General features: G+C 65.2%; 22 protein-coding genes and 2 pseudogenes. 8 read left to right on the top strand and 16 right to left on the bottom strand.

Translation table 11 applies throughout. The annotated features are described in order from the left end of the window. Positions 1-3: 3 nt before the first annotated feature. The 3 genes from G369_RS0124740 to G369_RS0124730 all read right to left on the bottom strand — a co-directional run bounded on the left by G369_RS0124740 (position 4) and on the right by G369_RS0124730 (position 3,089). Complete coding sequence (locus tag G369_RS0124740; protein ID WP_019656734.1) at positions 4-1,896, bottom strand: amidohydrolase; 1,893 nt, start codon at positions 1,894-1,896, stop codon at positions 4-6. Positions 1,897-2,000: 104 nt separating this feature from the next. Beyond that, a complete protein-coding gene (locus G369_RS0124735) occupies positions 2,001-2,300 on the bottom strand; it encodes a DUF1427 family protein (RefSeq protein WP_020723241.1) in 300 nt (99 codons plus the stop codon). A gap of 135 nt (positions 2,301-2,435) precedes the next feature. Continuing rightward, on the bottom strand, positions 2,436-3,089 hold the full coding sequence (locus G369_RS0124730; protein WP_019656732.1) for a hydrolase: 654 nt from the start codon (positions 3,087-3,089) through the stop codon (positions 2,436-2,438). A 208-nt stretch (positions 3,090-3,297) separates the two neighbouring features. On the opposite strand from G369_RS0124730, the gene G369_RS0124725 reads away from it, so the two are divergent. Both G369_RS0124725 and G369_RS0124720 read left to right on the top strand, forming a co-directional pair. Continuing rightward, on the top strand, positions 3,298-4,206 hold the full coding sequence (locus tag G369_RS0124725) for a LysR family transcriptional regulator (protein WP_026346599.1): 909 nt from the start codon (positions 3,298-3,300) through the stop codon (positions 4,204-4,206). 46 nt (positions 4,207-4,252) lie between these two features. Then, positions 4,253-5,635 (top strand): DUF4303 domain-containing protein, encoded by a 1,383-nt coding sequence (locus G369_RS0124720; protein ID WP_019656730.1) that lies wholly within the window; start codon positions 4,253-4,255, stop codon positions 5,633-5,635. Positions 5,636-5,647: 12 nt separating this feature from the next. Here the strand turns inward: G369_RS0124720 and G369_RS0124715 are convergent, their stop codons facing one another. The 5 genes from G369_RS0124715 to G369_RS0124695 all read right to left on the bottom strand — a co-directional run bounded on the left by G369_RS0124715 (position 5,648) and on the right by G369_RS0124695 (position 9,921). Next, a complete protein-coding gene (locus G369_RS0124715; protein WP_019656729.1) occupies positions 5,648-6,277 on the bottom strand; it encodes a 2-hydroxychromene-2-carboxylate isomerase in 630 nt (209 codons plus the stop codon). Positions 6,278-6,323: 46 nt separating this feature from the next. Then, positions 6,324-7,061, bottom strand: a complete 738-nt coding sequence (locus tag G369_RS0124710) for an anti-sigma factor (protein ID WP_019656728.1) — start codon at positions 7,059-7,061, stop codon at positions 6,324-6,326. After that, complete coding sequence (locus tag G369_RS0124705) at positions 7,058-7,582, bottom strand: sigma-70 family RNA polymerase sigma factor (protein ID WP_051127641.1); 525 nt, start codon at positions 7,580-7,582, stop codon at positions 7,058-7,060. The genes G369_RS0124710 and G369_RS0124705 overlap by 4 nt, the downstream gene beginning before the upstream one ends. A 97-nt stretch (positions 7,583-7,679) precedes the next feature. After that, a complete protein-coding gene (locus G369_RS0124700) occupies positions 7,680-8,249 on the bottom strand; it encodes a DUF3455 domain-containing protein (RefSeq protein WP_019656726.1) in 570 nt (189 codons plus the stop codon). A 223-nt stretch (positions 8,250-8,472) separates the two neighbouring features. After that, positions 8,473-9,921: an MFS transporter gene (locus tag G369_RS0124695; RefSeq protein ID WP_019656725.1), complete on the bottom strand. Its 1,449-nt coding sequence runs from the start codon at positions 9,919-9,921 to the stop codon at positions 8,473-8,475. Between the two features lie 240 nt (positions 9,922-10,161). Here G369_RS0124695 and gcvA point away from each other — a divergent pair, with 240 nt between their 5' ends. The 5 genes and pseudogenes from gcvA to tnpC form a co-directional block, all read left to right on the top strand. Continuing rightward, positions 10,162-11,139, top strand: coding sequence for a transcriptional regulator GcvA (gene gcvA / locus G369_RS36290; RefSeq protein WP_157773780.1), 978 nt, complete (start codon positions 10,162-10,164; stop codon positions 11,137-11,139). A gap of 17 nt (positions 11,140-11,156) precedes the next feature. Continuing rightward, positions 11,157-11,516 carry an IS66-like element accessory protein TnpA gene (gene tnpA / locus G369_RS0124685; protein WP_019656723.1) on the top strand — a complete coding sequence of 120 codons (360 nt, stop codon included), beginning with the start codon at positions 11,157-11,159 and terminating at the stop codon, positions 11,514-11,516. Beyond that, positions 11,513-11,851, top strand: a complete 339-nt coding sequence (gene tnpB / locus G369_RS0124680; RefSeq protein WP_019656722.1) for an IS66 family insertion sequence element accessory protein TnpB — start codon at positions 11,513-11,515, stop codon at positions 11,849-11,851. The genes tnpA and tnpB overlap by 4 nt, the downstream gene beginning before the upstream one ends. Before the next feature lie 66 nt (positions 11,852-11,917). After that, positions 11,918-12,241, top strand: a complete 324-nt coding sequence (locus G369_RS39935) for an IS66 family transposase (protein WP_418150744.1) — start codon at positions 11,918-11,920, stop codon at positions 12,239-12,241. 42 nt (positions 12,242-12,283) lie between these two features. After that, positions 12,284-13,549, top strand: a pseudogene (gene tnpC / locus G369_RS36285) (IS66 family transposase); the annotation flags it as partial. Between the two features lie 41 nt (positions 13,550-13,590). Here tnpC and G369_RS39930 read toward each other — a convergent pair. The 7 genes from G369_RS39930 to G369_RS0124635 form a co-directional block, all read right to left on the bottom strand. Beyond that, positions 13,591-14,166, bottom strand: a complete 576-nt coding sequence (locus tag G369_RS39930; RefSeq protein ID WP_020723240.1) for a peptide chain release factor family protein — start codon at positions 14,164-14,166, stop codon at positions 13,591-13,593. An 841-nt stretch (positions 14,167-15,007) separates the two neighbouring features. Continuing rightward, positions 15,008-15,778 carry an ABC transporter permease gene (locus tag G369_RS0124665; protein ID WP_020723239.1) on the bottom strand — a complete coding sequence of 257 codons (771 nt, stop codon included), beginning with the start codon at positions 15,776-15,778 and terminating at the stop codon, positions 15,008-15,010. 2 nt (positions 15,779-15,780) lie between these two features. After that, complete coding sequence (locus tag G369_RS0124660) at positions 15,781-16,554, bottom strand: ABC transporter ATP-binding protein (RefSeq protein WP_019656719.1); 774 nt, start codon at positions 16,552-16,554, stop codon at positions 15,781-15,783. After that, the gene (locus tag G369_RS0124655; protein ID WP_019656718.1) at positions 16,551-17,543 is read right to left on the bottom strand and encodes an ABC transporter substrate-binding protein; all 993 of its coding nucleotides are present in this window, start codon (positions 17,541-17,543) and stop codon (positions 16,551-16,553) included. The genes G369_RS0124660 and G369_RS0124655 overlap by 4 nt, the downstream gene beginning before the upstream one ends. Before the next feature lie 34 nt (positions 17,544-17,577). Next, complete coding sequence (locus G369_RS0124650; RefSeq protein WP_026346596.1) at positions 17,578-18,339, bottom strand: alpha/beta fold hydrolase; 762 nt, start codon at positions 18,337-18,339, stop codon at positions 17,578-17,580. A gap of 2 nt (positions 18,340-18,341) precedes the next feature. Then, entirely contained in the window at positions 18,342-19,307 is a 966-nt protein-coding gene (locus tag G369_RS36280) for an isopenicillin N synthase family dioxygenase (RefSeq protein ID WP_019656716.1), read from the bottom strand. A 189-nt stretch (positions 19,308-19,496) separates the two neighbouring features. Beyond that, positions 19,497-20,447, bottom strand: coding sequence for a LysR family transcriptional regulator (locus G369_RS0124635; RefSeq protein WP_019656715.1), 951 nt, complete (start codon positions 20,445-20,447; stop codon positions 19,497-19,499). Positions 20,448-20,608: 161 nt separating this feature from the next. Here G369_RS0124635 and G369_RS36275 point away from each other — a divergent pair, with 161 nt between their 5' ends. Then, positions 20,609-21,208, top strand: a complete 600-nt coding sequence (locus tag G369_RS36275; RefSeq protein WP_019656714.1) for a porin — start codon at positions 20,609-20,611, stop codon at positions 21,206-21,208. Positions 21,209-21,301: 93 nt separating this feature from the next. Here G369_RS36275 and G369_RS38300 read toward each other — a convergent pair. Continuing rightward, positions 21,302-21,469 (bottom strand): annotated as a pseudogene (locus G369_RS38300) (IS5/IS1182 family transposase); the annotation flags it as partial.

Genomic DNA, 21,469 nt, shown 5'->3' with positions numbered 1-21,469 from the left:
TCCTCACACCGCCCAGCAGGCGCAGCCGAGGGCGCCCCAGAAGCTCTTCAGGTCGCCCACGGGCAGCTTGCTGCTCCAGGCCGTGGCATGGCTGTGGCCGTGCACATTGCAGTTGTTGGCGCAGCCGCAGGACATGGCTGCATTGCGCATGACCTTCTGCAGCGGCGCTCCCTCCTTCTTGTCGGCCCAGCCGGCATAGCCCCCGAAGGTGCGCGCGGGCGACCAGTCGGGCATGGCCGGGGGCACCGAGCCCTCGTCGTGCGAGGCGAAGGGCCCGGCGCCGTAGACCACCTTGCCGCCCACCATCGTCAGCAGCGCGGTGGTGTCGGCGATGTCCGATTCGGGGCAGGCGAAGAAGTCGCGGTCGGGCACCACGAGGTCGGCGAGCTGGCCGGCCTGGATGCGGCCCTTCTTGCCCTCCTCGTTCGAGAACCAGGTGACGTTCTCGGTCCACATGCGCAGCGCCTGTTCGCGGTCGAGCAGGTTGCGCTGCGGCGTGATCTGCAGGCCGCCCACGGTCTTGCCCGTGACCAGCCACGACAGCGACACCCACGGGTTGTACGAGGCCACGCGGGTCGCGTCGGTGCCGGCCGAGACCTTCAGGCCGCGCTCCAGCATGCGCTTGACCGGCGGGGTGGCCTCTGCAGCGGCGGCGCCGTAGCGCTCCACGAAGTATTCGCCCTGGTAGGCCATGCGGTGCTGCACGGCCACGCCGCCGCCGAGCGCGGCGATGCGGTCCATCGACTTCTCGGAGATGGTCTCGGCATGGTCGAAGAACCAGTTCAGGCCGGCCAGCGGCGTATCTTTGTTGACCTTCTCGAACACGTCGAGCGAACGGCTGATGGTCTCGTCGTAGGTGGCGTGCATGCGCCAGGGCCAGCGGTTCTGCGCCAGGATGCGCACCACGCCTTCGAGGTCGCCTTCCATCTCGGGCGCCATCTCGGGGCGCGGCTGGCGGAAGTCCTCGAAGTCGGCAGCCGAGAACACCAGCATCTCGCCGGCGCCGTTGTGGCGGAAGTAGTCGTCGCCCTGCTTGTACTTTGAGTTGGCGGTCCAGTTCAGGAAGTCTTCCTTCTCCTGCTTGGGCTTCTGCGTGAACAGGTTGTAGGCCAGGCGGATGGTGAGCTGGCCGTCGTCGGCAAGCTTGCGGATCACTTCGTAGTCGTCGGGGTAGTTCTGGTTGCCGCCGCCCGCGTCGATGGCGCCGGTCACGCCCAGGCGGTTGAGCTCGCGCATGAAGTGGCGCGTGGAATTGAGCTGGTAGTCGAAGGGCAGCTTCGGGCCCTTGGCCAGCGTGGCGTAGAGGATGGCCGCGTTGGGCTTGGCCAGCAGCAGGCCGGTGGGGTTGCCGGCGCTGTCGCGCACGATCTCGCCACCGGGCGGCGCGGGCGTGTCCTTGGTGTAGCCCACTGCGCGCAGCGCGGCGCCGTTGAGCAGCGCGCGGTCGTACAGGTGCAGGATGAAGACCGGTGTGTCGGGCGCGACGGCGTTCAGTTCCTCGATGGTCGGCAGGCGCTTTTCCACGAACTGGTGCTCGGTGAAGCCGCCCACCACGCGCACCCACTGCGGCGCGGGAGTGATCGCCGCCTGGCGCTTGAGCATGTTCATGGCGTCGGCCAGGCTCCTCACGCCGTCCCAGCGCAGCTCCATGTTGAAGTTCAGGCCGCCGCGGATGATGTGCAGGTGGTTGTCGATGAGCCCCGGCAGCACGCGCTTGCCCTGCAGGTCGATCACGCGGGTGGCGCCGCCGGCCAGCGGCAGCACGTCTTCGGCGCGGCCCACGCGGGTGAAGCGGCCGTCCTTGATGGCCACGGCGTCGGCCACCGGGTTGGCGCGGTCCAGGGTGGTGAAACGGCCGTTGTGCAGGATCAGGTCGGGGGTTTCGGTGTTGGTCATGTTGCTGGAAAGAGAGGCGACCGCGAGGCCGGGGGCTGCGAGGGTGGCGCCGAGCGCTCCGAGGGAGCCAAGGAGGCGGCGGCGGCTGGGGTCTGAGGACTGGTTCATGCGTCGTGCCTTTCGGAGGACGGGGCGTGCGCCTTGTTGGCCGCGGTGGATTCAGGCTGCGCGCACTGGGGCAGCTCGCCGAACACGTGCGGCTTGACCTGGTGGTGCAGCCACGAGGTGGCCACCGCTTCGGGCTTGATCACGCTCTTGATGAGCGGCGGGATCTGCTCGCCGAGCAGGATCCCCAGAAGCCCCACCAGGGCGATGACCGGCGGCGCCGGCGAGCGCACCTGGAAGAGTGCGTAGATCACGCCGACCAGGAGGCCGAGCGCAAGCGAGAGGACATAGGGCTTCATGGTCAGCTTGTCTTTGAGGAAAGTTGTCGAGAGCACGGCGCGAGGCGTGAAGAAAACCGTAGCGAGCGCTCCGAGGTCGCGCCGAGGACCGCAGGTGCGAGATCGGGGCGCGCAGTAGGTTTATTCGTGCCTCGATCAACCTTCGTGGGCGCCGAACATGGTCTTGGCGTAGGTCACGCCCAGGCCGTAGGCGCCGCCGACCTTCTTCGCGATGCCGGTGGTGAGCTCATAGGTCTCGCCGCGGGCCCAGTCGCGCTGCAGCTCGAGCAGGTATTGCAGCGAGGTCATCGGCTGCGCGCCGGCCTGCACCATGCGCTCCATCGCGCGGTTGTGCGCCTCGGTCGAGACGTCGCCGCAGGCGTCGGCGATCACGTACACCTCGAAACCCTGGTCCAGCGCCGACAGCGCCGGGCCCACGATGCACACGCTGGTCCACAGGCCCGCCAGCACGATGCGCGGCTTGCCGATCTGGTTCACGCGCTCGATCACGGCGGCGTCTTCCCAGGTGTTCATCGAGGTGCGGTCCAGCATCTTCTCGCCCGGGAAGGCGTCGGTGATCTCGCTGAACATCGGGCCCGAGAAGCTCTTCTCGGCCACCGTCGTGAGGATGGTCGACACGCCGAAGCCGGCCGCCGCCTGCGCCACCAGCGCGGCGTTGTTGCGCAGGTTCACGGCATCGATCGAGTGCGTGGCGAAGGCCATCTGCGACTGGAAGTCGATCATCACCAGCGTGTGATCGGTGGGCTTGAGCAGCTTGGAACCGGCGGTGGGGGTGGCTTTGAGGGACATGTGAAAAACTCCTGCGGGTTGGTTGAATGTTCGATCTGATTCACAATCGCTTCCGGAGAGGAATCTCCTTGGCATGGAACGAATCATCGGGGGCCTCGAGGCAGTCATCGACGAAACTTTTCATCCTCAATGATCGAATTTTTTGAACGTTGATTTCCAGCCCTCTTTCGGTCCCCCTCCATCCCCTCCCAACCCCTCGGGCCAACGCATGCTCAAACTCAGCCTGGAAGCCATCGAGATCGTCGACGCCATCGCGCGCCATGGCTCCTTCGCCGCAGCCGCCTCGCATCTCAACAAGGTGCCCTCGACCATCTCCTATGCCGTCGGCAAGCTGGAGGAGCAGCTCGGCATGCTGCTTTTCGATCGCAACGGCCCACGCGTGAGCCTCACCGCGGCCGGGGAAGAAATGCTCAAGGAGGGCCGCTGGCTGCTCGGCGCCGCGAGCGACCTCGAATCGCGCATGCGCCAGATCGCGACCGGCTACGAGTCGGAGATCCGGCTGGTGCACGACTCGCTCATTCCCACCCAGGCCCTCATCGGCGACATCCGCGCCTTCGAGGACCTGCGCTGCGGCACGCGGCTGCGCATCGGCTGCGAGGCGCTCACCGGCAGCTGGGAGGCGCTGCGCGAGGGCCGCGCCGACATCGTCATCGCCGCGGGCGACGGCCCCGCCGGCGGCGGCTACCAGGCCGTGACCGTGGGCAGCCTCGACTTCGCCTTCTGCGTGGCGCCCACGCACCCGCTCACGCGCCTGGGCCGCCCGCTGCAGCGCGGCGACCTGATCGAATGCAACGCCATCGTGGTGGGCGACAGCGCCCGCACGCTCTCGGAACGCACCGTCGGCCTGATGGCCGGCCAGCCGCGCATCACCGTGCCGTCGATGCCCGCGAAGATCGCCTGCCAGGTGGCCGGCCTGGGCCACGGCTTCCTGCCGCGCGCCTGCATCACGCAAGAGCTGAAGCGCGGCACGCTGGTCGAGCTGGCCACCGAGGAACCGCGCCCGCCCGAAGCCTTCTGGCTCGCCTGGAAGACCGGCGCGCAGGGGCAGGCGCTGCGCTGGTGGCGCGAGCGGATGAATCGCAAGCTGATACCGGCGCTGCTGCCGCGGTCGAGCTGAGCCCCGACCGCCGCACAGAATCTCAAGCAGGAAAAGACACGCCCGCATGACCCACTGGAAAGCGCTGGAGCCTCTGATCGTCGAAGACGCCACCCGCGCGCTGCGCGCACTGCTCGACGAGAACCCTGGCGAGCAGTTCTACGCCGCCGCCTTCCACGGCATGTACCGCGAGCTCGACGGGCCGATCTACCTGCCCTCGCTCTGCGCGAACAGCGTGGGCGCCCGCGAAGGCGACGAGCCCTCGGGCGACTTCTGGTCAGCGGAATGGAACCCGGCCGACTGGCGTTGGGACGAGATCCAGTTCTCGAGCGCGGCCCTGGACGCGGCAGCAGATGCCGCATGCGAGATCACCCGCAACGACACCCGCGAAGGGTGGCTTCTCGCACAGCAGGAATGCATCGACATGCTCGTCTCGGCCGCACGAAAGGTCCGGGCCGCGCTGGGCGACGCGCCCCAGCTCACGCCGGACTTCGTGCTCTTCCTGCACGACGAGGAGAACAGCCTCGAACTGGCCTGCCGCTGCATCGGCGATGCCGCATTCCACTCGCTCTTTCCCAAGGAAGCGCTGGCGCAGCGGGAGCGCATGCGCGTCGCGGCCCTGCCCGCCGAAGAACGGGTGCGTTGGCTGGTCGGACGCCTCGGCCGCTTCGACGGCCAGCCGGTCGATGCCGAGGAGGCGGAGAAATGGCTGATCGACTTCGGCGCACCCGCGGTGCCGGCACTGATCGAGCAGCTGGCCCGACCGCGAGGAAGGTTCGGCTGCGAAGCCGCCAGGATGCTCGGGCGCATCGGGCTTGCGACGCCCGAGGTGCTGGCCGCGCTGCGCAGCAAGCTGCTTGCGCCGGCAGACAAACCCACGCATGCCTGGTGCGCAGCGACCCTGGCCTACCTCGACGACAGCGGATGGCTTTTCGAACGGCTCGCCGAGTGGCGCGGCGAGCCCGACCGAGCAGCGGTCGCCATCCGCGGGCTGTGCGCTCCGTACTCGTCCTTTCGCGACCCGACACCCGTGACGCTCGACTATCGACCGCTGGAAACCCTGCTCTCGGGCCCCGCCACCGAAGTCGCCGTCGTGCACGAAAAGCTCAGGCCCGGCAGCGGCTACTGCACATTGCGCGCTGCAGAAATCGACGAGGCACTGCGCGGCCTGGCGTCGCCGCACGCCTTGGTTCGCCGGCATGCGGCCAGCCTGCTGGAGGAAAGAGGGCTCGGCGCCGAAGCCGGTGAGCGCATCCTGCCGGCGCTGGCCGATCGCCTTGCGCATGACGAGAACGCTGACGTGCGCTGGCAAGCCGTTCGCGGACTCATGGCCTGGAGACGCGCGGCGCTGCCATGGCAGGCCGCTGTGCGGCACGCCGCACGGCACGATGCAGAAGAGCGCGTGCGTGAAGCCGCCCGCCAATGCCTCGGCGAGCAAGGCACCGCCTGAGGGCAGGTACGCTCAGCGCGCTGCGCGCAGCCTGTCCAGCGCCCGGTCGAGAAACGCGAGCCGGTCCTGGCCCCAGAAGCGCTCGCCGTTCAGGATGAAGGTCGGCGCGCCGAACACGCCTGCTTCGACAGCCTCGGCGCTGTTGGCGCGGTACATCGCCAGCACCTCGGCCGACTGCTCCATCGCCTGCAGCGAGGCGCCGTCGTAGCCGTTCTCGTCGGCCACGGAGATGCGCACTTCGGCTTTCGACGTGTCGCGCTCCTCGGCCCACAGGGCGCGCAGCAGCGCATGCGACAGCGGCTGGGCGTCGAGGCCCTGCAGCTGGGCGGCGATCACCATCCAGCCGGGGTACTTGTTCCAGTTCGGGTCGGTGGGCGCGCCCTTGGGGTAGTGCGCGGGCTCCAGGTTGAGCGGCATGCCGAGGTAGTCGCGCCAGCGCGCGAGTTCGAGCGCGTGGTACGTGCGGCGCGGCTCGGGGCGCGTCTTCAGCGGGATGCCGCCGGTCTGCGGCACCACGGCCTGGAAGTCGTAGGGCTTGAGCGTGAGCCGCACGTGGTGGCGGCGCACGATGTCCTGGAGTTGCGGGCCGCCGAGGTAGGCCCAGGGGGAGGAGAGGCTGTAGTAGCAGTCGAGCGCGATCATGCGCGGATTATCCGCAGCACCGAGCCTCCAGCCGCACGCCGTGCCGCTACAACACCTTGACCGCGCGCCCGATGAACTGGATCGGCCCGGTCGGCCTGTCGATCGGCGAGCCGTTCTCGGGCTCCAGCGTGAGTTCGAACAGCTGGTTCGGCTCCAGCGGCGGCAGCTTGTCGATGGGAATGCGCAGCGTCTGGCCCTGCTTGACCAGCCCCAGCGACACCGGGCCGCGCCACTGATCGGCCTTGGTCCAGAACTGCAGCGTCTTCTGCGGCGGCACCTCGATCGTGCCCAGCGGCACCAGGCTCAGCTGGCGCGACGACGTGGTCTGGATCACCCAGCCCGGCGACTTGTCCTGCGGGGCGACCAGCACCACCATGTATTGCGGCGTGGGCGGCGCGCGGGTGACGAGCACCGCCATCATCAGCGCCGCGGCGGCAAACCCGCCCGCGGCCAGGCCGCGCCAGAGCTGCAGGTTGTTCCACCAGCGCGCGAAGCCCGATGCGCGCGCCGGCTGCCCCGCCTTCGGCACGGCGGCAGCGCCGGCCAGCGTGCGCTCGATGCGCGACCACAGCGCGGGCGACGGATCGGCCGGCGGCGCCAGCGAGGCCAGCGGCAGCAGCCGTGCTTCCCACGCCTGCACCGCATCGCGCAGCGCGGGCTCGCCGCGCATGCGGGCTTCCACCGCAGCGCGAGCGTTGGCCGACAGCGTGCCCAGCACGTACTCGCCGGCCAGCGCGTCGATCTCTTCGAAATTGCCGAAGCTGGAAGAAGCGCCGCCGCTCATGCCATGCACTCCCGCAGCGCGCGCATGCCGCGCTGGATCCAGGCCTTGACCGTGCCCAGTGGCGTCTGCAGCCGCTCGGCGATCTCGCCATGCGAGCAGCCTTCCACATACGCATAGAGGATGCAGTCGCGCCGCGCCGGCTCCAGCCCGCCCAGGCAGCCTTCGAGCCTGCCGAGGTCCGCGCGCAGCTCGAAAGGATCGACGGAGGTGGCATAGGCCGCGAGCGCGGCCTGGTCGTCGATGGCCTCTGCCGCGTCTTCGCTCACGTCCACCTGGCGTGCGCCGCTGCGCACCATGTTCAATGCGGCGTTGCGCACCACGCTGTAGATCCAGCCCCGGCCCTCGCCGCGCGCCGGGTTGAAGGTTTCCGCGCGCTGCCAGATGCTGATGAAGGCGTCGTGCAGCACGTCTTCGGCCTGCTGGCGCTGGCGCACGATGCGCAACGCCACACCCAGCAGGTACCGGCTTTCGCGCTGGTAGAGCTGCTGCAGGGCCTGACGGTCGCCGCGTGCGCAGGCCATGAGGGCGGCGTCGTAGTCGAAGGGCGGTGTGGGTGGCGGGTTCTGCACGGCCCGATGGTAGTGGAGCCCGCGGCCCCGCCGCCGAATCGCCCCCCGGTCAGGACGCCTTCCAGAAGATGTAGTCGGCCTGGTACTGCACGATCTGCTTCTGGCCCTTGTTGGCCGGCGTGCAGGCCACCGTCGTGGGAGCCACGCCGCCTTGCAGCGCCACGCGCTGGATGTAGGTGACGCCCGTCATCGCGCCGCTGCCCGTGGCAGGGTTGGCCTTCACCAGCTGGTACGGCAGGCTGGTCGGGCCCGAGGGCGCGACCGCCAGCTGCGTGGCCGTGAGCTTCGAACCGTCGTTCGATTCCCAGGTGGCCGGCGGGCCGTAGTACTTGCCGACCTGCTTGCCGCTGCGATCCAGCAGCTTGGCGTCGGGGCCGACGAACACCCACTCGGTCTGGCCCGGGGCATTGGCCTTGTCGCGGCATTCATAGGTGATGTCGCCCTTGCCCACCGTTTCCATCGCGACCTTGTTGCCGGCCGGCACCTGGATGGTGGGGGGCAGGCTGGACTGGTTGAAGGCGGGAGTCATCGACATCGAGCCGCAGGCGGTGAGCACCGCAGCAGCGGCACTGACGGCGCCGAGAACGGCGAGCGAACGGGCGGGACGGGAGGTGTGCATGGAATTTCTCCTGGGTTGTAGAAGGTCAGCAGCTCCTCGCTGCTGAGGGGTCTACACGCCAGTGGCGGATTTGGATGCAGGGGGTGGAAGATTTTTTTGATGGGGGGCAGCGAGCCCGGGATCGCATGCGCTTCGCAGAAGCTGCCGGACATCGATCCGGTGGCGACTCCCCGGGCTTCGGCAACCCGTCGCATCGCCCCCCGCTGCGGCGCCAAGCGACCCGCTATCGCCGACCTGCCCTCACCCCCTGCCCCACCAACGTTAACACGGCAAACCCAAGAATCACCCACACTCCTGAATAGAGCATCCCCAGCTCCGTTCCGGGCGCAATCGCCGCGGTCAACACCGCCAACCCGCAAGCACCGCCCACCTGCAGCGAACTGTTCAGCAACCCGGCCGCCAGCCCCTGCTCGTCGTCGTCCACGCCGTTCGTCCCCGCCACCATCAGCGCCGAGATGCTCAGCGCAAACCCGAGACCCCACAGCACCGAAGCCGGCAGCAGTACGCCCCACAGGTCGGGCTCGGGTCCGATTCGCAGCATCAGCAGGTAGCACGGCACGAAGGCCAGCAGGCCGACCATCAGCACGCGCGTCACGCCGAAGCGGCTGATGAGAGCGCCGATCTTCGGGCCGATCACCACCACCATCAGCCCCGCCGGCAGCAGCACCAGCGCCATCTGCCACGGCTTCCAGCCCTGGATGTTCTGCAGGTACAGCGCGATCAAGAATTGGAAACCCATCGCACCGCCGTACAGCAGCGCGGCGCTGATGTTGGCGGCCACCAGTCCGCGGTTGCGGAAGATGCCCAGCCGCACCAGCGGCTCCTTCACCGTGCGCTCGATGGCGACGAAAGCCATCAGCAGCGCCGCAGCCACCGCAAAGCCGATGACGGTGCGCAGTGAAGACCAACCCACCTCCTCCACCGATACCACGGTGAACACCATCAGCAGCATGCCCGCCACCAGCGTGACGGCGCCGGCGATGTCGAGCCGCTGCCGCGGCTCCCCTCTCACGCGCGGCGCATCGGGCGGCAGGTAGCGCAGCGCGGCCAGCAACAGCAGCACCGCGACCGGAATCGGCAGCACGAAGATGTAGCGCCAGTTCAATGCCGCCAGCAGCCCGCCGATGAGCAGGCCCGACGAGTACCCCGAGGCCTCGAACAGGTTGAAGATGCCGAAGGCCTTGTTGCGCGCCGGCCCTTCGGCAAAGGTGGTGGTCAGCAGCGACATCGCAGCCGGCCCGGTGAAGCCCGCGGCCATGCCCTTGACGAAGCGAGAGACGATCAGCAGCCCCGCGTCGGTGGCGAAGGCGCCGCCCACCGACACCAGCGCGAACACCGCCAGGCCCGCCACCAGCACGCGCCTGCGGCCGAACAGGTCGGCACAGCGCCCGCCCAGCAGCAGAAAGCCGCCGAAGGCCAGGATGTACGCGCTGACCAGCCACTGCGCCGTGGCCGCGCCGATGCCGAAGGCCTGCTGGATCTCGGGGATTGCCACCGCGATCATCGAGATGTCGAGCCCGTCGAGCAGAATCACGCCGCTGAAAATGAGCAGCGCGATCCACATGCGCGCAGGCCAGTGCAGGGGATCGTGGTTGTTGCTGTTGCTGTTGCGATTGCTCTCCGCGGTCACGGGGCAGGCCCCGCCCGGGTTGTTCATCTGGCTGGCAGACATCGTTGGTTCACTCGCTCGCTTGTTCATTGGTTGATCGGCTGATTCGGCCAATCCTCCCGCGCCGCTTGCGGCTTGGGAAACGAGTAGTTCTCAACGGAGCATCAAGCAAGACTTGAAGATCGAGCTGATCGTCGATCGATGGATGCACCGCCAGACCGCTCGCCCATGCCCACGCACGCCAACGTCAACACCAACGCCACGACCATGACGACAAGCACCGCCCCCGCCACGAACCGTGGCATGCCCCTGCCCGGCACGCGCGCGCTGCGCACCTTCGAGGCGGCCGCGCGGCACCGCAACTTCACGCGTGCGGCCGACGAACTGGGGCTCACGCCCGCGGCCGTGAGCTACCAGATCAAGGAGATCGAAGACCAGCTCGGCCTGGCGCTCTTCACGCGCAACAGCCGCAGCATCCAGCTCACGCCGGCCGGGGCCGTGCTCTTCGAGGCGACCGCCGATGCGCTCGACACCCTGCACCGCGCCACCGGCCGCGCCCGCCGACTGGCGCGCAGCGCGGCACAACTGCGCGTGTCGCTGAGCGCGCGCTTCGCCACCAACTGGCTGCTGCCCAGACTGCCGAAGTTCAGGGCCGCCAACCCTGGGCTGGAGCTCAGCTTCGACATCACCGACGAGCTGCGCGACTTCGAGGCCGACGACATCGACATTGCCATCCGCTTCGGCACCGGCAGCTATGAAGGCGCGCACGCCGAGCGGCTCTTCGACACCCTCATCGTCCCCGTGTGCAGCCCCAGGCTCATCGAGAACGGCCCGCCGCTGAACGAGCCGCGCGACCTTCTGCGCCACAACCTCACGCTCTGTTTTGTCGACTGGAAGACCGACACCATGACCTGGCCCGACTGGCGCATGTGGATGGCCGCGGCCGGCGTGGACGACGAGGACATCGACGACAGCCGTTTCGTGGGCTTTGCCGATTCGAGCTTCGTGGTGCAGGCCGTGCTCGAAGGCGGCGCCGTGGGGCTGGCCGACCTGGACCTGATCGCGGGCGACCTGGCGCAGGGGCGGCTGGTGCGGCTGTTCGACGTCGGCGTGCGCATGGCGCGGCCGTATGCGTACTACCTGGTGTATCCGCAGGAGAGCAGCGAAGACGCGCGGGTCGTGGCGTTTCGGGAATGGATGCTGGGGGAGATGAAAAGCGGTAAGCGGCTGCCTATCCCACCTTGTATCCAGAGCAGGGGTTTTCCGATGATGTCCAGCTAAACGATAGCTGGACATCTATGGATAGCAATACGAAGCAGCGGCGGCGGCACAGCGCGGAGTTCAAGGCGCAGGTGCTGCGGGCATGCGAGCAACCGAGCGCCTCGGTGGCGGCGGTGGCGCGCGAGTTCGGACTCAACGACAACCTCGTGCACCAATGGCGTCGTGGTCGCGGACTCGGTGCGCCACAAGCTGCAGCGCAGTTCATCGCACTGCCGCTGCCAGCGCTGCCATCTGCGCCCGAGCAGGGCACCGTGGCGCCGGTTACCACCGGCGACATCCACCTGGACTTCAAACGTGGCGCTGTGCAGGTCAGCGTGACGTGGCCGATGTCGGCCGCCACCGAGTGTGCGGCCTGGCTGCGCGAGGTCCTACGTTGATTCGTATCGATGCGTTGTGGCTGTGTGCGCAGCCGCAGGACATGCGCGCAGGCGCCGAGCGCCTGTTGAGGCAGGTCGTCCATGCACTGGGCCGCGCCCAGACTCACCACGGCTACCTCTTCGCCAACGCCCGGGCCACCCGCGTCAAGCTGCTCGTGCACGACGGCTTCGGCGTGTGGTGCGCCGCGCGGCGCCTGCACAGCGGCCGCTTCGCCTGGCCGACCGAGGCCGACGCGACCACACCGCTGCAACTGACGCAGGCGCAGTTCGACGCGTTGGTGGTCGGCCTGCCCTGGCAGCGCCTGGCCCAGATGTGCGAGATCACGCGCCTGTAACTTCATCAGCGCGTTGACAGCGCAAGTCCGGGTGAGCTTGCGTGTTGTCGGCGGCGTGATGCGCACATGCTGCATCTGGGTGACCTGACCGACGACACGCTCAAGGGCCTCGGCCCAGAGGCCGTCGCGGCACTCGCCCAACAGATGCTCCAGCGGCTGCGCGAGCAGGAACAGGCTCTGGCTCACAAGGCCCGCGAGATCGAGCAGCGCGACCAGGCGATCAAGCTCAAGGACGCCAAGATCGAGAAGATCACCTTCGAGCTGGTACGCCTGAAGCGCTGGAAGTTCGGCGCCAAGGCCGAGGCGATGAGCGCCGAGCAAAGGCGCCTGTTCGAGGAGACCTGTGCCGAAGACGAAGCCGACCTGCAGGCGCAATTGCAGGCACTGTAAGGCGAGGCGCCGCCCGCCGAAGCCAGCGAGAGGCGGCGCACGCCGCGGCGCGAGAAGCTGCCCGACCACTTGCGGCGCATCGAGCACCGGCATGAACCCGACCACACAACCTGCGCCCAACCCGGCTGCGGCCAGCCGATGGTGCGTGTGGGCGAGGACATCAGCGAACGGCTGGACGTCGTGCCGGCCGAATTCTTCGTGCACCGTCATGTTTACGGCAAGTGGACCTGCCGCTGCTGTCAGACCTTGACGCAGGCACCGGCCGAGCCCTCGATCATCGAAGGCGGCATCCCAGCGAGCGGGCTCGTCGCCCACACGCTGATCAGCCGCTTCGTAGACCACCTGCCGTACTACCGACAGGAGGCGATCAACGCACGCTCGGGCGTGCACACGCCGCGCTCGACGCTGGCGCAGTGGGCGGGCCAGGCCGGTGCTGCACTGCAGCCGCTGTACGACGCGCACCGGCACTTCGTGCTGCAGGCTCGCTACCTCCATGCCGACGAGACCCCGGTGGCCATGCTCGACCCTGGCGCAGGCAAGACCAAGCGGGCCTATGTCTGGGGGTATGCACGCGGCGCCTTTGATGCAACGCCGGGCGTGGTGTACGACTTCTGCCTAGGGCGCGGCGCGCAGTATCCGCTGGCCTTCCTTGCCGGCGAACACGAGCGCCCGCCATGGGTGGGTACGCTGATCCGGGACGAATACGCTGCGTACGACCAGGTGGTGCGCTCGGTGCCCGGGCGCTTGGCGGCAGGGTGTCTGGCCCACGCAAGGAGGAAGTTCGATGAGTTGCTGCGAGACGGCGGCAAGAGCGCCGTGGCGGCCGAGGCAGTGACCCGGATCGCGGCCTTCTACCGCGTCGAGCGCGAGATTGCAGTCCTGGACGGCGACCAGCGGCTAGCCCAGCGGCAGCGCCGCACGCAGCCGCTGTGGGAGCAGTGGCATGAGTGGCTGCACGTCGAGCGTCGCCGTGTCCCTGACGGCAGCGCCACGGCCCGTGCGCTGGACTACACCCTGAACAGTTGGGACGCGCTCGCGCACCATCTCACCGATGGCCAAGTCAGCGTGGACAACAACCATCTGGAGAACCTGCTGCGTCCATGGGCCATGGGAAGGAAGGCCTGGCTGTTCGCGGGCAGCGAACTGGCGGGCCAGCGCGCCGCCGTGGTTATGAGCCTCGTGCACTCGGCCAAGCTGCATGGCCACGATCCTCATGCCTACCTGCGCGATGTGCTGCAGCGGCTTCCGACGCACCTGAACAGCTGCATTGACGAGCTGCTGCCTCATCGCTGGCAGCGGATGGCCTGAGCGTCGGCGATCACCTCATCTCGGACCGTCTGCGCCCAACGTCAAGATAGGGTGGCCAGCCGCATACGAAGGGCTCGGACAGAGCGCTCGTTTAGATGCAGGGGAGCAGGATTCTCCGCAAGCTTCGCGTTGAGCATGTCACGTGCCTGGGCGAGATTGCGATGCCGTGATCGCGCCCCATCGCTGACTGTGGTGATGCCCGTCGCCTCGTGAGTTAGTCGCGCCGCACTGTCGCTGTGGAACATGAAGTTGTCGCTGTGGGGGCGGGCGTTGAAGTATTCAATGGCGAGGTCGTCCTCGCTTACTGCATGCCTGCTTGAGCGTTGATCGCGGTAGCAGGTCAGTCTTAAAAGCGGCGGCCTATCTTCCTCCGCCCCGTACGCCGCCGGTTGACGCAATGTGTCCAGTGCTCGGAGTGCGGCTTCGAGGCGGTCGAATTGCTCCGCATCTGGCACGACAAGAGTCTCGGCAGTGGAGTTGCCCAGCGCTTTGTCGAACGTGGTCGCTACCACTTCTGCTTTGTCGACGCTATTCACGATGAACCGGAAAAGCACTTTCAGGGCATCACAGGCCTCTTCACTCCGTTCGATCACCTCCATCTCAAAGTAACCAGTCATCTCGACTCCTATCGGTTCTATCTGCGCACTCTTGGCCTGAAGCAGGCCATACCTCCTGCAGGGCGGCAGCTGTCAAAGCTGATCACGAGTTAGAGCTCGATCAAGTCGAAATGACAAGATACTCACGTCCTCTCGGTCCAAGTGGTGTTCACTTTGACGTGTTGATGCCGATGCGTGGGGGCATTCATCCCATTGCGTGCTAGGCACTCCCTGCAAACGTAAATGTGTTGCGTATGCACGGTCACTGGGAGGAGGTGGTCTTTGCAAGCCTGCGTGCCCTGGTCGCATGAAATAGTGTCCAGCCTCCGATAGCCGCCCAGAACGCGACGGCAATCAAATTGCAGATAAGGTCACCGCCAGCAACGTACCGACCATTGAACAAGGCCCTATGGAGAACCTGTGTGGCAAGGATGCTCGCCCAGATGAGCAAGGGCGCTAGGGCGATCCACCAAGCAGATGCCGCTGATGGGCTCCGCACAACAGTCGGAATTGCAATGAAGACAAGAGGTGCCCACGCAGACAGTTGATCAGGCCACCCCATACCAGGTCCAAGCCCTGATACACCAGAGACAACCAGCATCAAAGTGGGGATCCATAGCAGCGTACCGACAAGGAAAGCGAACGCGATATTCATGTTGACTCCGTTTCCATCGGACCTCGCGATTCACTCATAGAGCGCGTAATCCCCGGCGCCGAAGTCTAGTCCATGCGGCGACATGCAGACGTTCGGTCAAGAGGGGATACCCAGCCGCTTACGAAAAGCGAACCGGGCCAGCCTGACGATCACGACTGGCTTGAAGCCCCGAATACCCTCCAGCCCAACTGGTGATTTCGTGAGTCCTCACTGCCAGGAGACAAGTCGACGATGCAGAAGATCGACCAATCCGTAGAGCAAAAGAGAAATTACGACCAGGATAGTGAGAGAAGCGAAAGCAGTGGGAACCTTGAACGAAGACGTCGAGAAAAGGATCAGGTAGCCTAACCCCGTCTCAGCGGCAACGAACTCCGCGACCACGGCACCAATGATGCTCAGCGTCACCCCAACCTTGAGCGCAGCGAATATGAAGGGGGCCGCATAGGGAAGGCGAATCTGAAGGTATTGGCGGCGGACTGGCGCCCGCAGGGACCGGGATAACTCCACCAACTCGGGAGGAACAGCCGCCAATCCGGTTGCCGTTGCAATCACGATCGGAAAAAAGGTGATGAGCATGGTGATCACGACCTTGGGCAAGCTGCCAGTTCCAAGAGTGACCACAAGGATAGGTGCGACGGCGATGATGGGCGTGGATTGAATTACCACCAGCCAAGGAAGGACAAGACGGGACAGCAACCTCGACTTGACGATTCCAATGGCCAAAGGAAGTGCAATCAGGATCGCGCAGAAGTAGCCGGTCAATGCGACCGACAGCGTCGTCCAGGCGTGCTCGATCCATCGATGCAAACTCATCTCGACCATGCTTGCGCCGATCGCACTGGGCGCAGGCAGTATGAACTGGGGTACTTGCAGCGTCCGACAGATCATCTCCCACACCGCCACGACGCCAATGAACACGACGATTGCGAGATGCCGGTCCATGGCTGCAAGCAGCAGATTATTTCTGCGTTCGGTCATGGTCACTCCTTGCTGCGGCTGAAAAGTTTGATCCGCATCTCGTTTGCCATGGCATTGAATGCAGGATCGGCAAGCGTGTCGATGGTTCTTGGACGCGCGAAGGGCACGTCGATGATCTCCGAGACTCGCCCCGGCCGGGCACTCATGACCACGATGCGGTCCGACAGCAGCAAGGCTTCCTGGATCGAATGCGTCACGAAGACGACCGTCTTCGGACGCTCCGTCCAGATACGCAACAGCTCCAGACTCATCTCGTCACGAGTCAAGGAGTCCAGTGCAGAGAATGGTTCGTCCATCAACAGGATGTCCGGGTCGTGCAGCAAGGAGCGCGCGATGGCAACGCGCTGCTGCATTCCACCAGACAGCTCGCTGGGGTTTCGCTCGGCGAAATCAGCCAGGCCTGTCATCGACAGCAATTCGCGTGCGCGCTTGCGGTCGCGGTCATCGACTCGCCCATGCTTGTGTTTCATGGGAAAAGTGATGTTGTCGACCACATTGGCCCATGGAAGCAGCGTAGGTCGCTGGAAAACCATGCCGATCTCATCGCGAGGTTCCAGGACCGGCATGCCGTAGATCTTGACCTCCCCCTCCGAAGGCTGCAGAAGTCCGGCGATCAAGCGCAGGATCGTCGACTTTCCGCAGCCCGATGGACCTATAAGAGAAACGAACTCATGGCGGCGCAACTTCAGGTCGACGTTCTGCAGCGCAGTCACCTTGGAACCGTCGCGGCCGACGAAAGTCTGTCCAACACCGTGGACGCTGATGACGTCGTTCATCGGCCGAGCTTCGGAAGGAACGAGCGATCGACCAGGGATTCCGGCCTCACCTTGTCCGCAGGGTAGTTCATGGACCTGTACACCCAGGTCCAGGTTGCCTCGAGGGGCTTCGGCTCGAATGCTCCAAAACCATCGCGTTTCGAGATTGGGTTGTCGATCAGCGGAATGGAGGCGCGAAACATCGCCGCAGCCACCTTGATGTCCGTCTCAGGCACTGCCGCCTTGAGATCGGCCGCCGCCTTGTCGGGATTCTCGATCGAGAAGCGAATGGCCTTGGCCGTCGCCCGCAGGAACTTCGCGAGAACCTCAGGGCGTTCCCTGATCAGCTTGTCCGAAGCGAAGATGCTCATGCCATAGCCGTCCAACCCGTACTTCGACCACTCGATGACCGAGAGCTTCTTGTTGGCCTGCTTCAGGGCTTCGTCGAACTGCGGGACCACGGTGGTCCAATTGATGGTGGCATCAACCCGCCCCTGCGCGAGCATAGGTGCCTGTGCGCTCGGGTCGACCTTGACCGTCTTCACCTTGCCGGGGTCAATGCCATTGGCCCGAAGAATGACGGGCCACAGCACGTTGGAGGACGAGAACGTGGGCATCGCCACGGTCTTTCCCGTCAGGTCCTTGAGTTCGTTCACTCCGCTTCCGGCGATGGTGAAGAGCGCGTCGGGTTGCACGGAGTAGACCGACATCACAGCCTTGACGGGGACCGGCGACTCGGCGGCCGCCATCATCAATGACGCAATGGCACCGTTGCAAACGTCCGCAGCGCCAGTCGCAACTTTCGTGATTGCGTCCGAAGATCCCCGGCCGGGAACGACCGATACATCCAGGCCTTCCGCCGCGTAGAACCCCTGCTTGAGCGCCACGTATGCAAAGGCCTTGTCACCGTTGGGCAGCCAGTCCAGCTGAAAGGTGAGCCGCTCGGCAGCACCGGCTGTGACGGACGCCAGCGCAATAGAAGCCGCCGTAAGGAATGTCTTGAAGTGCATGAGAGAGCTTTCGGTGGGATATCGTGTATCTAAGCTAAGTGCGCGTGATCGCAGGGACGGTCGCGAGGGTCGCCGCCAGCTGTAGCGTCAGTTCTTCGGGATTCGCAAGTTGGGGGACGTGCCCGCAATCCAGTTCGATACGACGTGCGCCCGGCACAAGTGCTTGCATGCGCCTTTGCATCACAAGCGGGATGGAGCGATCCCGCAGCGCTTCGACATAGACGCGGGGCACCTGTCCTGCACGTTGGGCAGTCCAGTCCACGGAGATTGCCCGGCCGGCCTCCGCCTGCGGCCTGAGCAAGGAAGCGGCCCTTCGGGCAGCGCCTTCTTCGCAGTCTTGCAGGAAGAAGGAAAGCGCAGCCGCCTCGGGCACGCAGCTGAAGCGGCGATCTGGCGTCCATACCAGGTGGGGTCCGATGCCACGAAGATCTTGCCCGGGATAATCACAGGCTGCGTGTCTGAGCAGCTCTGCGTAGCTCAAGCCCGACGGCAGCATCATGCCCGCGAGGTATACGAGGCATTGGATTTTCCCGGGGATGCGCTCGGCCACCGCGGTCGCGATCAGCCCGCCTCCGCTATGGCCCACGAGAACGACCCGTTCCCCGACCGAATCGACCGTTGCGCAGACATGGTCGACGTACGCAGGCAGGCTTGCCGGGCCAGGCGTTCCCCAGCCGTTGCCCGGCAGATCCAGTGCCTGTGCATGCCAACCTCTGGCGTGCAGATATGGCAACCAGGCGTCGAACGCCCAGCTTCCCTGCCAAGCGCCGTGGATAAGTACGAGATGGTGGTGCATGCTCACCCGCACGTGCGCTTGTAGCAGTTCATGAGATGTTGCTCGACCGTGATCGGTGCGTACTTCGGTGCCTCGCCATCCTTCAGGCAAGCAGGGATGCACTCGACGACCCAGTCGTAGTTGCCCGTGAAGAAGAACGGGACAGAGTGCCGCTCCCGGCCCGACCGGTTGATGACCCGATGCAGGGTCGACTTGTAGCGGCCGTTGGTCCAGCGTTCGATCAGGTCGCCGATGTTCACGACGTAGGTTCCAGGTATCGGCGGTGCGTCGGTCCATCTGCCCGTGTTCGCGGGTTGCACCTGCAGCCCGCCTGCTTCGTCCTGAAGGAGGAAGGTCAAGGCACCGAAGTCGGTATGCGCACCGCAACCTTTCTCATCCGGCTGCGCTACGGCGGGCTGTGGCGGATAGTGAAGCAACCGCAGATTGGCGGCCGCACCATCAAGAAAGCCGTCGAAATGGTCTTCGGGCAGCTCCAGCGAAAGGGCCAATCCGCGCATCATGACGCCCCCGAGGCGATACAAGGCACTGAAGTAATCGGTAGCGACCGCCCTGAAGTTCGGCAGGTCGGCAGGCCATTGATTCGGTCCGTGATTGAACTTGCCGGCTATCACCGATGGGTGGTCATCGGGAAGTTCGATGCCCAGGTAATAGCTTTCCTTGAGGTCCGGAGGCGCGCCGGCTTCCAGCGTCTGCGCACGCAGAGGCTCGTAGCCTCGATTGCATCGAGAAAGCGCCTTCGATACCTGAAGCTTCTTCGGTTCCGGCTGGTCGAAGAACGTCGCGGTCTCCGCCAGAACCTTGCGGATCAGTTCAGCCTCGATCCCGTGATTCTTGATGTAAAAGAAGCCACTGTTTTCGCACGCCTTGCGCAGGTTCTGTGCAACCGCCCTGCGCTGAGCGATGTCATGCGAATGCAGCCCCCCGATATCAATCAGGGGGACCGTGGCATGGTCGATAGGTTGATTCATGATTGCCTGTGAGGATGGAACGTGCCGCCATCCTAGGAACGATTCGGTGCATCAGATAGCACTGAATATCGCTCGTGGCGTTGCCTGATGCGCAACACCAGCGGGTCGAAAAATCCGACCACCAGACAGGTGCGCGAGAGCAACGCCATCTGATAAAAATGCACCAGCCCAGGGCTTTCTTGGCAAATCTCACCGCGCCGATGCACCATCGAGCGAACTCGGCAGTCGAACCTCCTCGGCCTCGCACCGGACGATTTCCTCCGAGAGCACGCGAAGCAGAGCATCCAGGGCCGGGGGAATCCATCGTCCTTCACGGGCATACACGCCGAGCTCCGAAAAAACCGGATTGGGCCCGGCCAGGGGAACGTGCACCATGGAGCCTTCCATCATCTCCTTCTCGATACCGATCCGGGTCTGGAAAGCAAGGCCGACACCCCTGACAGCCATTGTTCTGGCAAGCTCGATCGAGGCGCTTTCCAGCACCACCGTCAGTGGCCGCTTGTGATTGATGAGTAAGGAGCGCATCTGGGGGTACATCGATAACGACTGGCCGGGCAGGATCAATGGGTAGCCCGAGCAGTCGGAAAACGTCACGCTCTTGCGCGTCGCAAGTGGATGTGCGGTCGGCATGATGACGCCAAGTTTGAACTTGCCAACCGCATACTGGCGCAGCAGCTCGGATCGCTGGACGTTGTAACCAAGAGCCAGGTCGGCATCGCCATCAACCACCGCCTGCGCGACTTGGCTCGACCCTCCGGTCACGACAGATATCTTGACCATGGGATGCAGGGTCGCCATTTTTTCCAGGACATTCGGAAGTACGTCGGCATTCACGCCCTCGACGGCTGCAATCTTCACCTCGCCCCTGCGAATTCCGCGCAGTGCGTCCAGTTCGCTGAGGAGTCGGTTCTGGTCCTGGAGAACCGTCGTCACATGGCGCGCAAACAATTCGCCCACGGCGGTCAACCGGACTCCGCCGACCAGCCGGTCGAAAAGCGGCGAACCGATCTCTTGCTCGAGCTGAAGTAGCTGGCGGTTGACCGCGGACGCCGAGACATGAAGGTGTCGAGCGGCCTCCCTGATGGATTTGCACCGGCGGATCATGTCGAAGTATTTGAGGGTTCTTGCGTGGATGTGCATGGCATTGGGCTCGGGAGCGTAGGCGCGACCGTGCGCGCGATTCACCGGCTCCGCGATATTCGTGCCCGATGCGAAATGCGCAACGGGATGGAACGAATTTGCTGCTATCGCGGGCGATGCGTTGTTCCTAGCATCCGCGGCTCAACGACCTTGAATGCCTCATGCGCCACACTTCCAACCCGCTTACCCCCAAGCCCTGCGCCTTCATCCCATCGCGCGCATCCGCCGCCCTCGCCCTGTGTGCGGCATCGCTGCTTCATGCGAACTCCTCAAGCGCCCAGTCGTCAGTTACGTTCAACGGGCTTGTCGACATCAGTATCGGAAGCACCCGAGCGGCCGGATCGAAGCACGCTACAAGCAATGTTTCAAGCGGCAGCCTGACGACCAGCTGGTATGGCCTCAAGGGCGCAGAAGACCTTGGCGGCGGTTGGGCGGCCATCTTCCAGCTCGAGACCTTTTTTCGGGCCGACGACGGTGAACAAGGGCGATACGCAGGCGACGCCTTCTGGAGCCGCAGCAGCTTTGTCGGCATCTCGAACCCGAAATGGGGTCGATTGACCTTCGGCCGAAGCGCGACCTCGCTGTTTTCCAACTCCGTCCTGTTCAATGCAGTAGAAGGATCGTTCGGCTACTCACCAACCATTCGGCACTACTACAGAAGCGGCACGGTGACCGGCGACAGCGTGTGGAACGATTCGATCGCTTACACCAGCCCGAGCATGTCCGGGTTCATCGTTAGGGAACGTCTGATCAAGTCGTAAATTGGCCGGCTGAAGAGGGTGCGTGCGGTCCCGCTGCACTCGCAGGCTCGTTGCACCGAGCATCCGATGCGTTTGAGGGCTTCTATGCCCCCTTCACGCTGCCTGCGGGCGCAGCTGTCCCATCATCGCAATCAGTTTCCTTCTGACCATCCACAAGTTCGACAGCGCAAACAGCGTGATCACGTGCGCAGTGTTCTTGGCTAATCCCTTGAATCTCACCTTTGCCAAGCCGAACTGACGCTTGATCACCCGAAACGGGTG

Origin of the sequence: Variovorax atrisoli 110B (genome assembly GCF_000382045.1) — a bacterium.
Lineage (GTDB): Bacteria > Pseudomonadota > Gammaproteobacteria > Burkholderiales > Burkholderiaceae_C > Variovorax > Variovorax atrisoli.
The sequence above is the reverse complement of the archived record's forward strand: the minus strand, read 5'-3'. Positions and strand labels throughout refer to the sequence as shown.

Coding starts and splice junctions, on each gene's coding strand:
- G369_RS0124725 (WP_026346599.1), top strand. CDS start 3,298: ATGCTCAAACTCAGCCTGGAAGCCATCGAGATCGTCGACGCCATCGCG.
- G369_RS36275 (WP_019656714.1), top strand. CDS start 20,609: ATGCGCCACACTTCCAACCCGCTTACCCCCAAGCCCTGCGCCTTCATC.
- tnpA (WP_019656723.1), top strand. CDS start 11,157: ATGGATAGCAATACGAAGCAGCGGCGGCGGCACAGCGCGGAGTTCAAG.
- G369_RS0124735 (WP_020723241.1), bottom strand. CDS start 2,300: ATGAAGCCCTATGTCCTCTCGCTTGCGCTCGGCCTCCTGGTCGGCGTG.
- G369_RS0124705 (WP_051127641.1), bottom strand. CDS start 7,582: ATGGCCTGCGCACGCGGCGACCGTCAGGCCCTGCAGCAGCTCTACCAG.
- G369_RS0124665 (WP_020723239.1), bottom strand. CDS start 15,778: ATGACCGAACGCAGAAATAATCTGCTGCTTGCAGCCATGGACCGGCAT.
- G369_RS36280 (WP_019656716.1), bottom strand. CDS start 19,307: ATGAATCAACCTATCGACCATGCCACGGTCCCCCTGATTGATATCGGG.
- G369_RS39935 (WP_418150744.1), top strand. CDS start 11,918: ATGCTGCATCTGGGTGACCTGACCGACGACACGCTCAAGGGCCTCGGC.
- G369_RS0124660 (WP_019656719.1), bottom strand. CDS start 16,554: ATGAACGACGTCATCAGCGTCCACGGTGTTGGACAGACTTTCGTCGGC.
- G369_RS0124695 (WP_019656725.1), bottom strand. CDS start 9,921: ATGTCTGCCAGCCAGATGAACAACCCGGGCGGGGCCTGCCCCGTGACC.
- G369_RS0124710 (WP_019656728.1), bottom strand. CDS start 7,061: ATGAGCGGCGGCGCTTCTTCCAGCTTCGGCAATTTCGAAGAGATCGAC.
- G369_RS0124715 (WP_019656729.1), bottom strand. CDS start 6,277: ATGATCGCGCTCGACTGCTACTACAGCCTCTCCTCCCCCTGGGCCTAC.
- G369_RS39930 (WP_020723240.1), bottom strand. CDS start 14,166: ATGACTGGTTACTTTGAGATGGAGGTGATCGAACGGAGTGAAGAGGCC.
- G369_RS0124650 (WP_026346596.1), bottom strand. CDS start 18,339: ATGCACCACCATCTCGTACTTATCCACGGCGCTTGGCAGGGAAGCTGG.
- gcvA (WP_157773780.1), top strand. CDS start 10,162: ATGCCCCTGCCCGGCACGCGCGCGCTGCGCACCTTCGAGGCGGCCGCG.
- G369_RS0124740 (WP_019656734.1), bottom strand. CDS start 1,896: ATGACCAACACCGAAACCCCCGACCTGATCCTGCACAACGGCCGTTTC.
- G369_RS0124655 (WP_019656718.1), bottom strand. CDS start 17,543: ATGCACTTCAAGACATTCCTTACGGCGGCTTCTATTGCGCTGGCGTCC.
- G369_RS0124635 (WP_019656715.1), bottom strand. CDS start 20,447: ATGCACATCCACGCAAGAACCCTCAAATACTTCGACATGATCCGCCGG.
- G369_RS0124720 (WP_019656730.1), top strand. CDS start 4,253: ATGACCCACTGGAAAGCGCTGGAGCCTCTGATCGTCGAAGACGCCACC.
- G369_RS0124730 (WP_019656732.1), bottom strand. CDS start 3,089: ATGTCCCTCAAAGCCACCCCCACCGCCGGTTCCAAGCTGCTCAAGCCC.
- G369_RS0124700 (WP_019656726.1), bottom strand. CDS start 8,249: ATGCACACCTCCCGTCCCGCCCGTTCGCTCGCCGTTCTCGGCGCCGTC.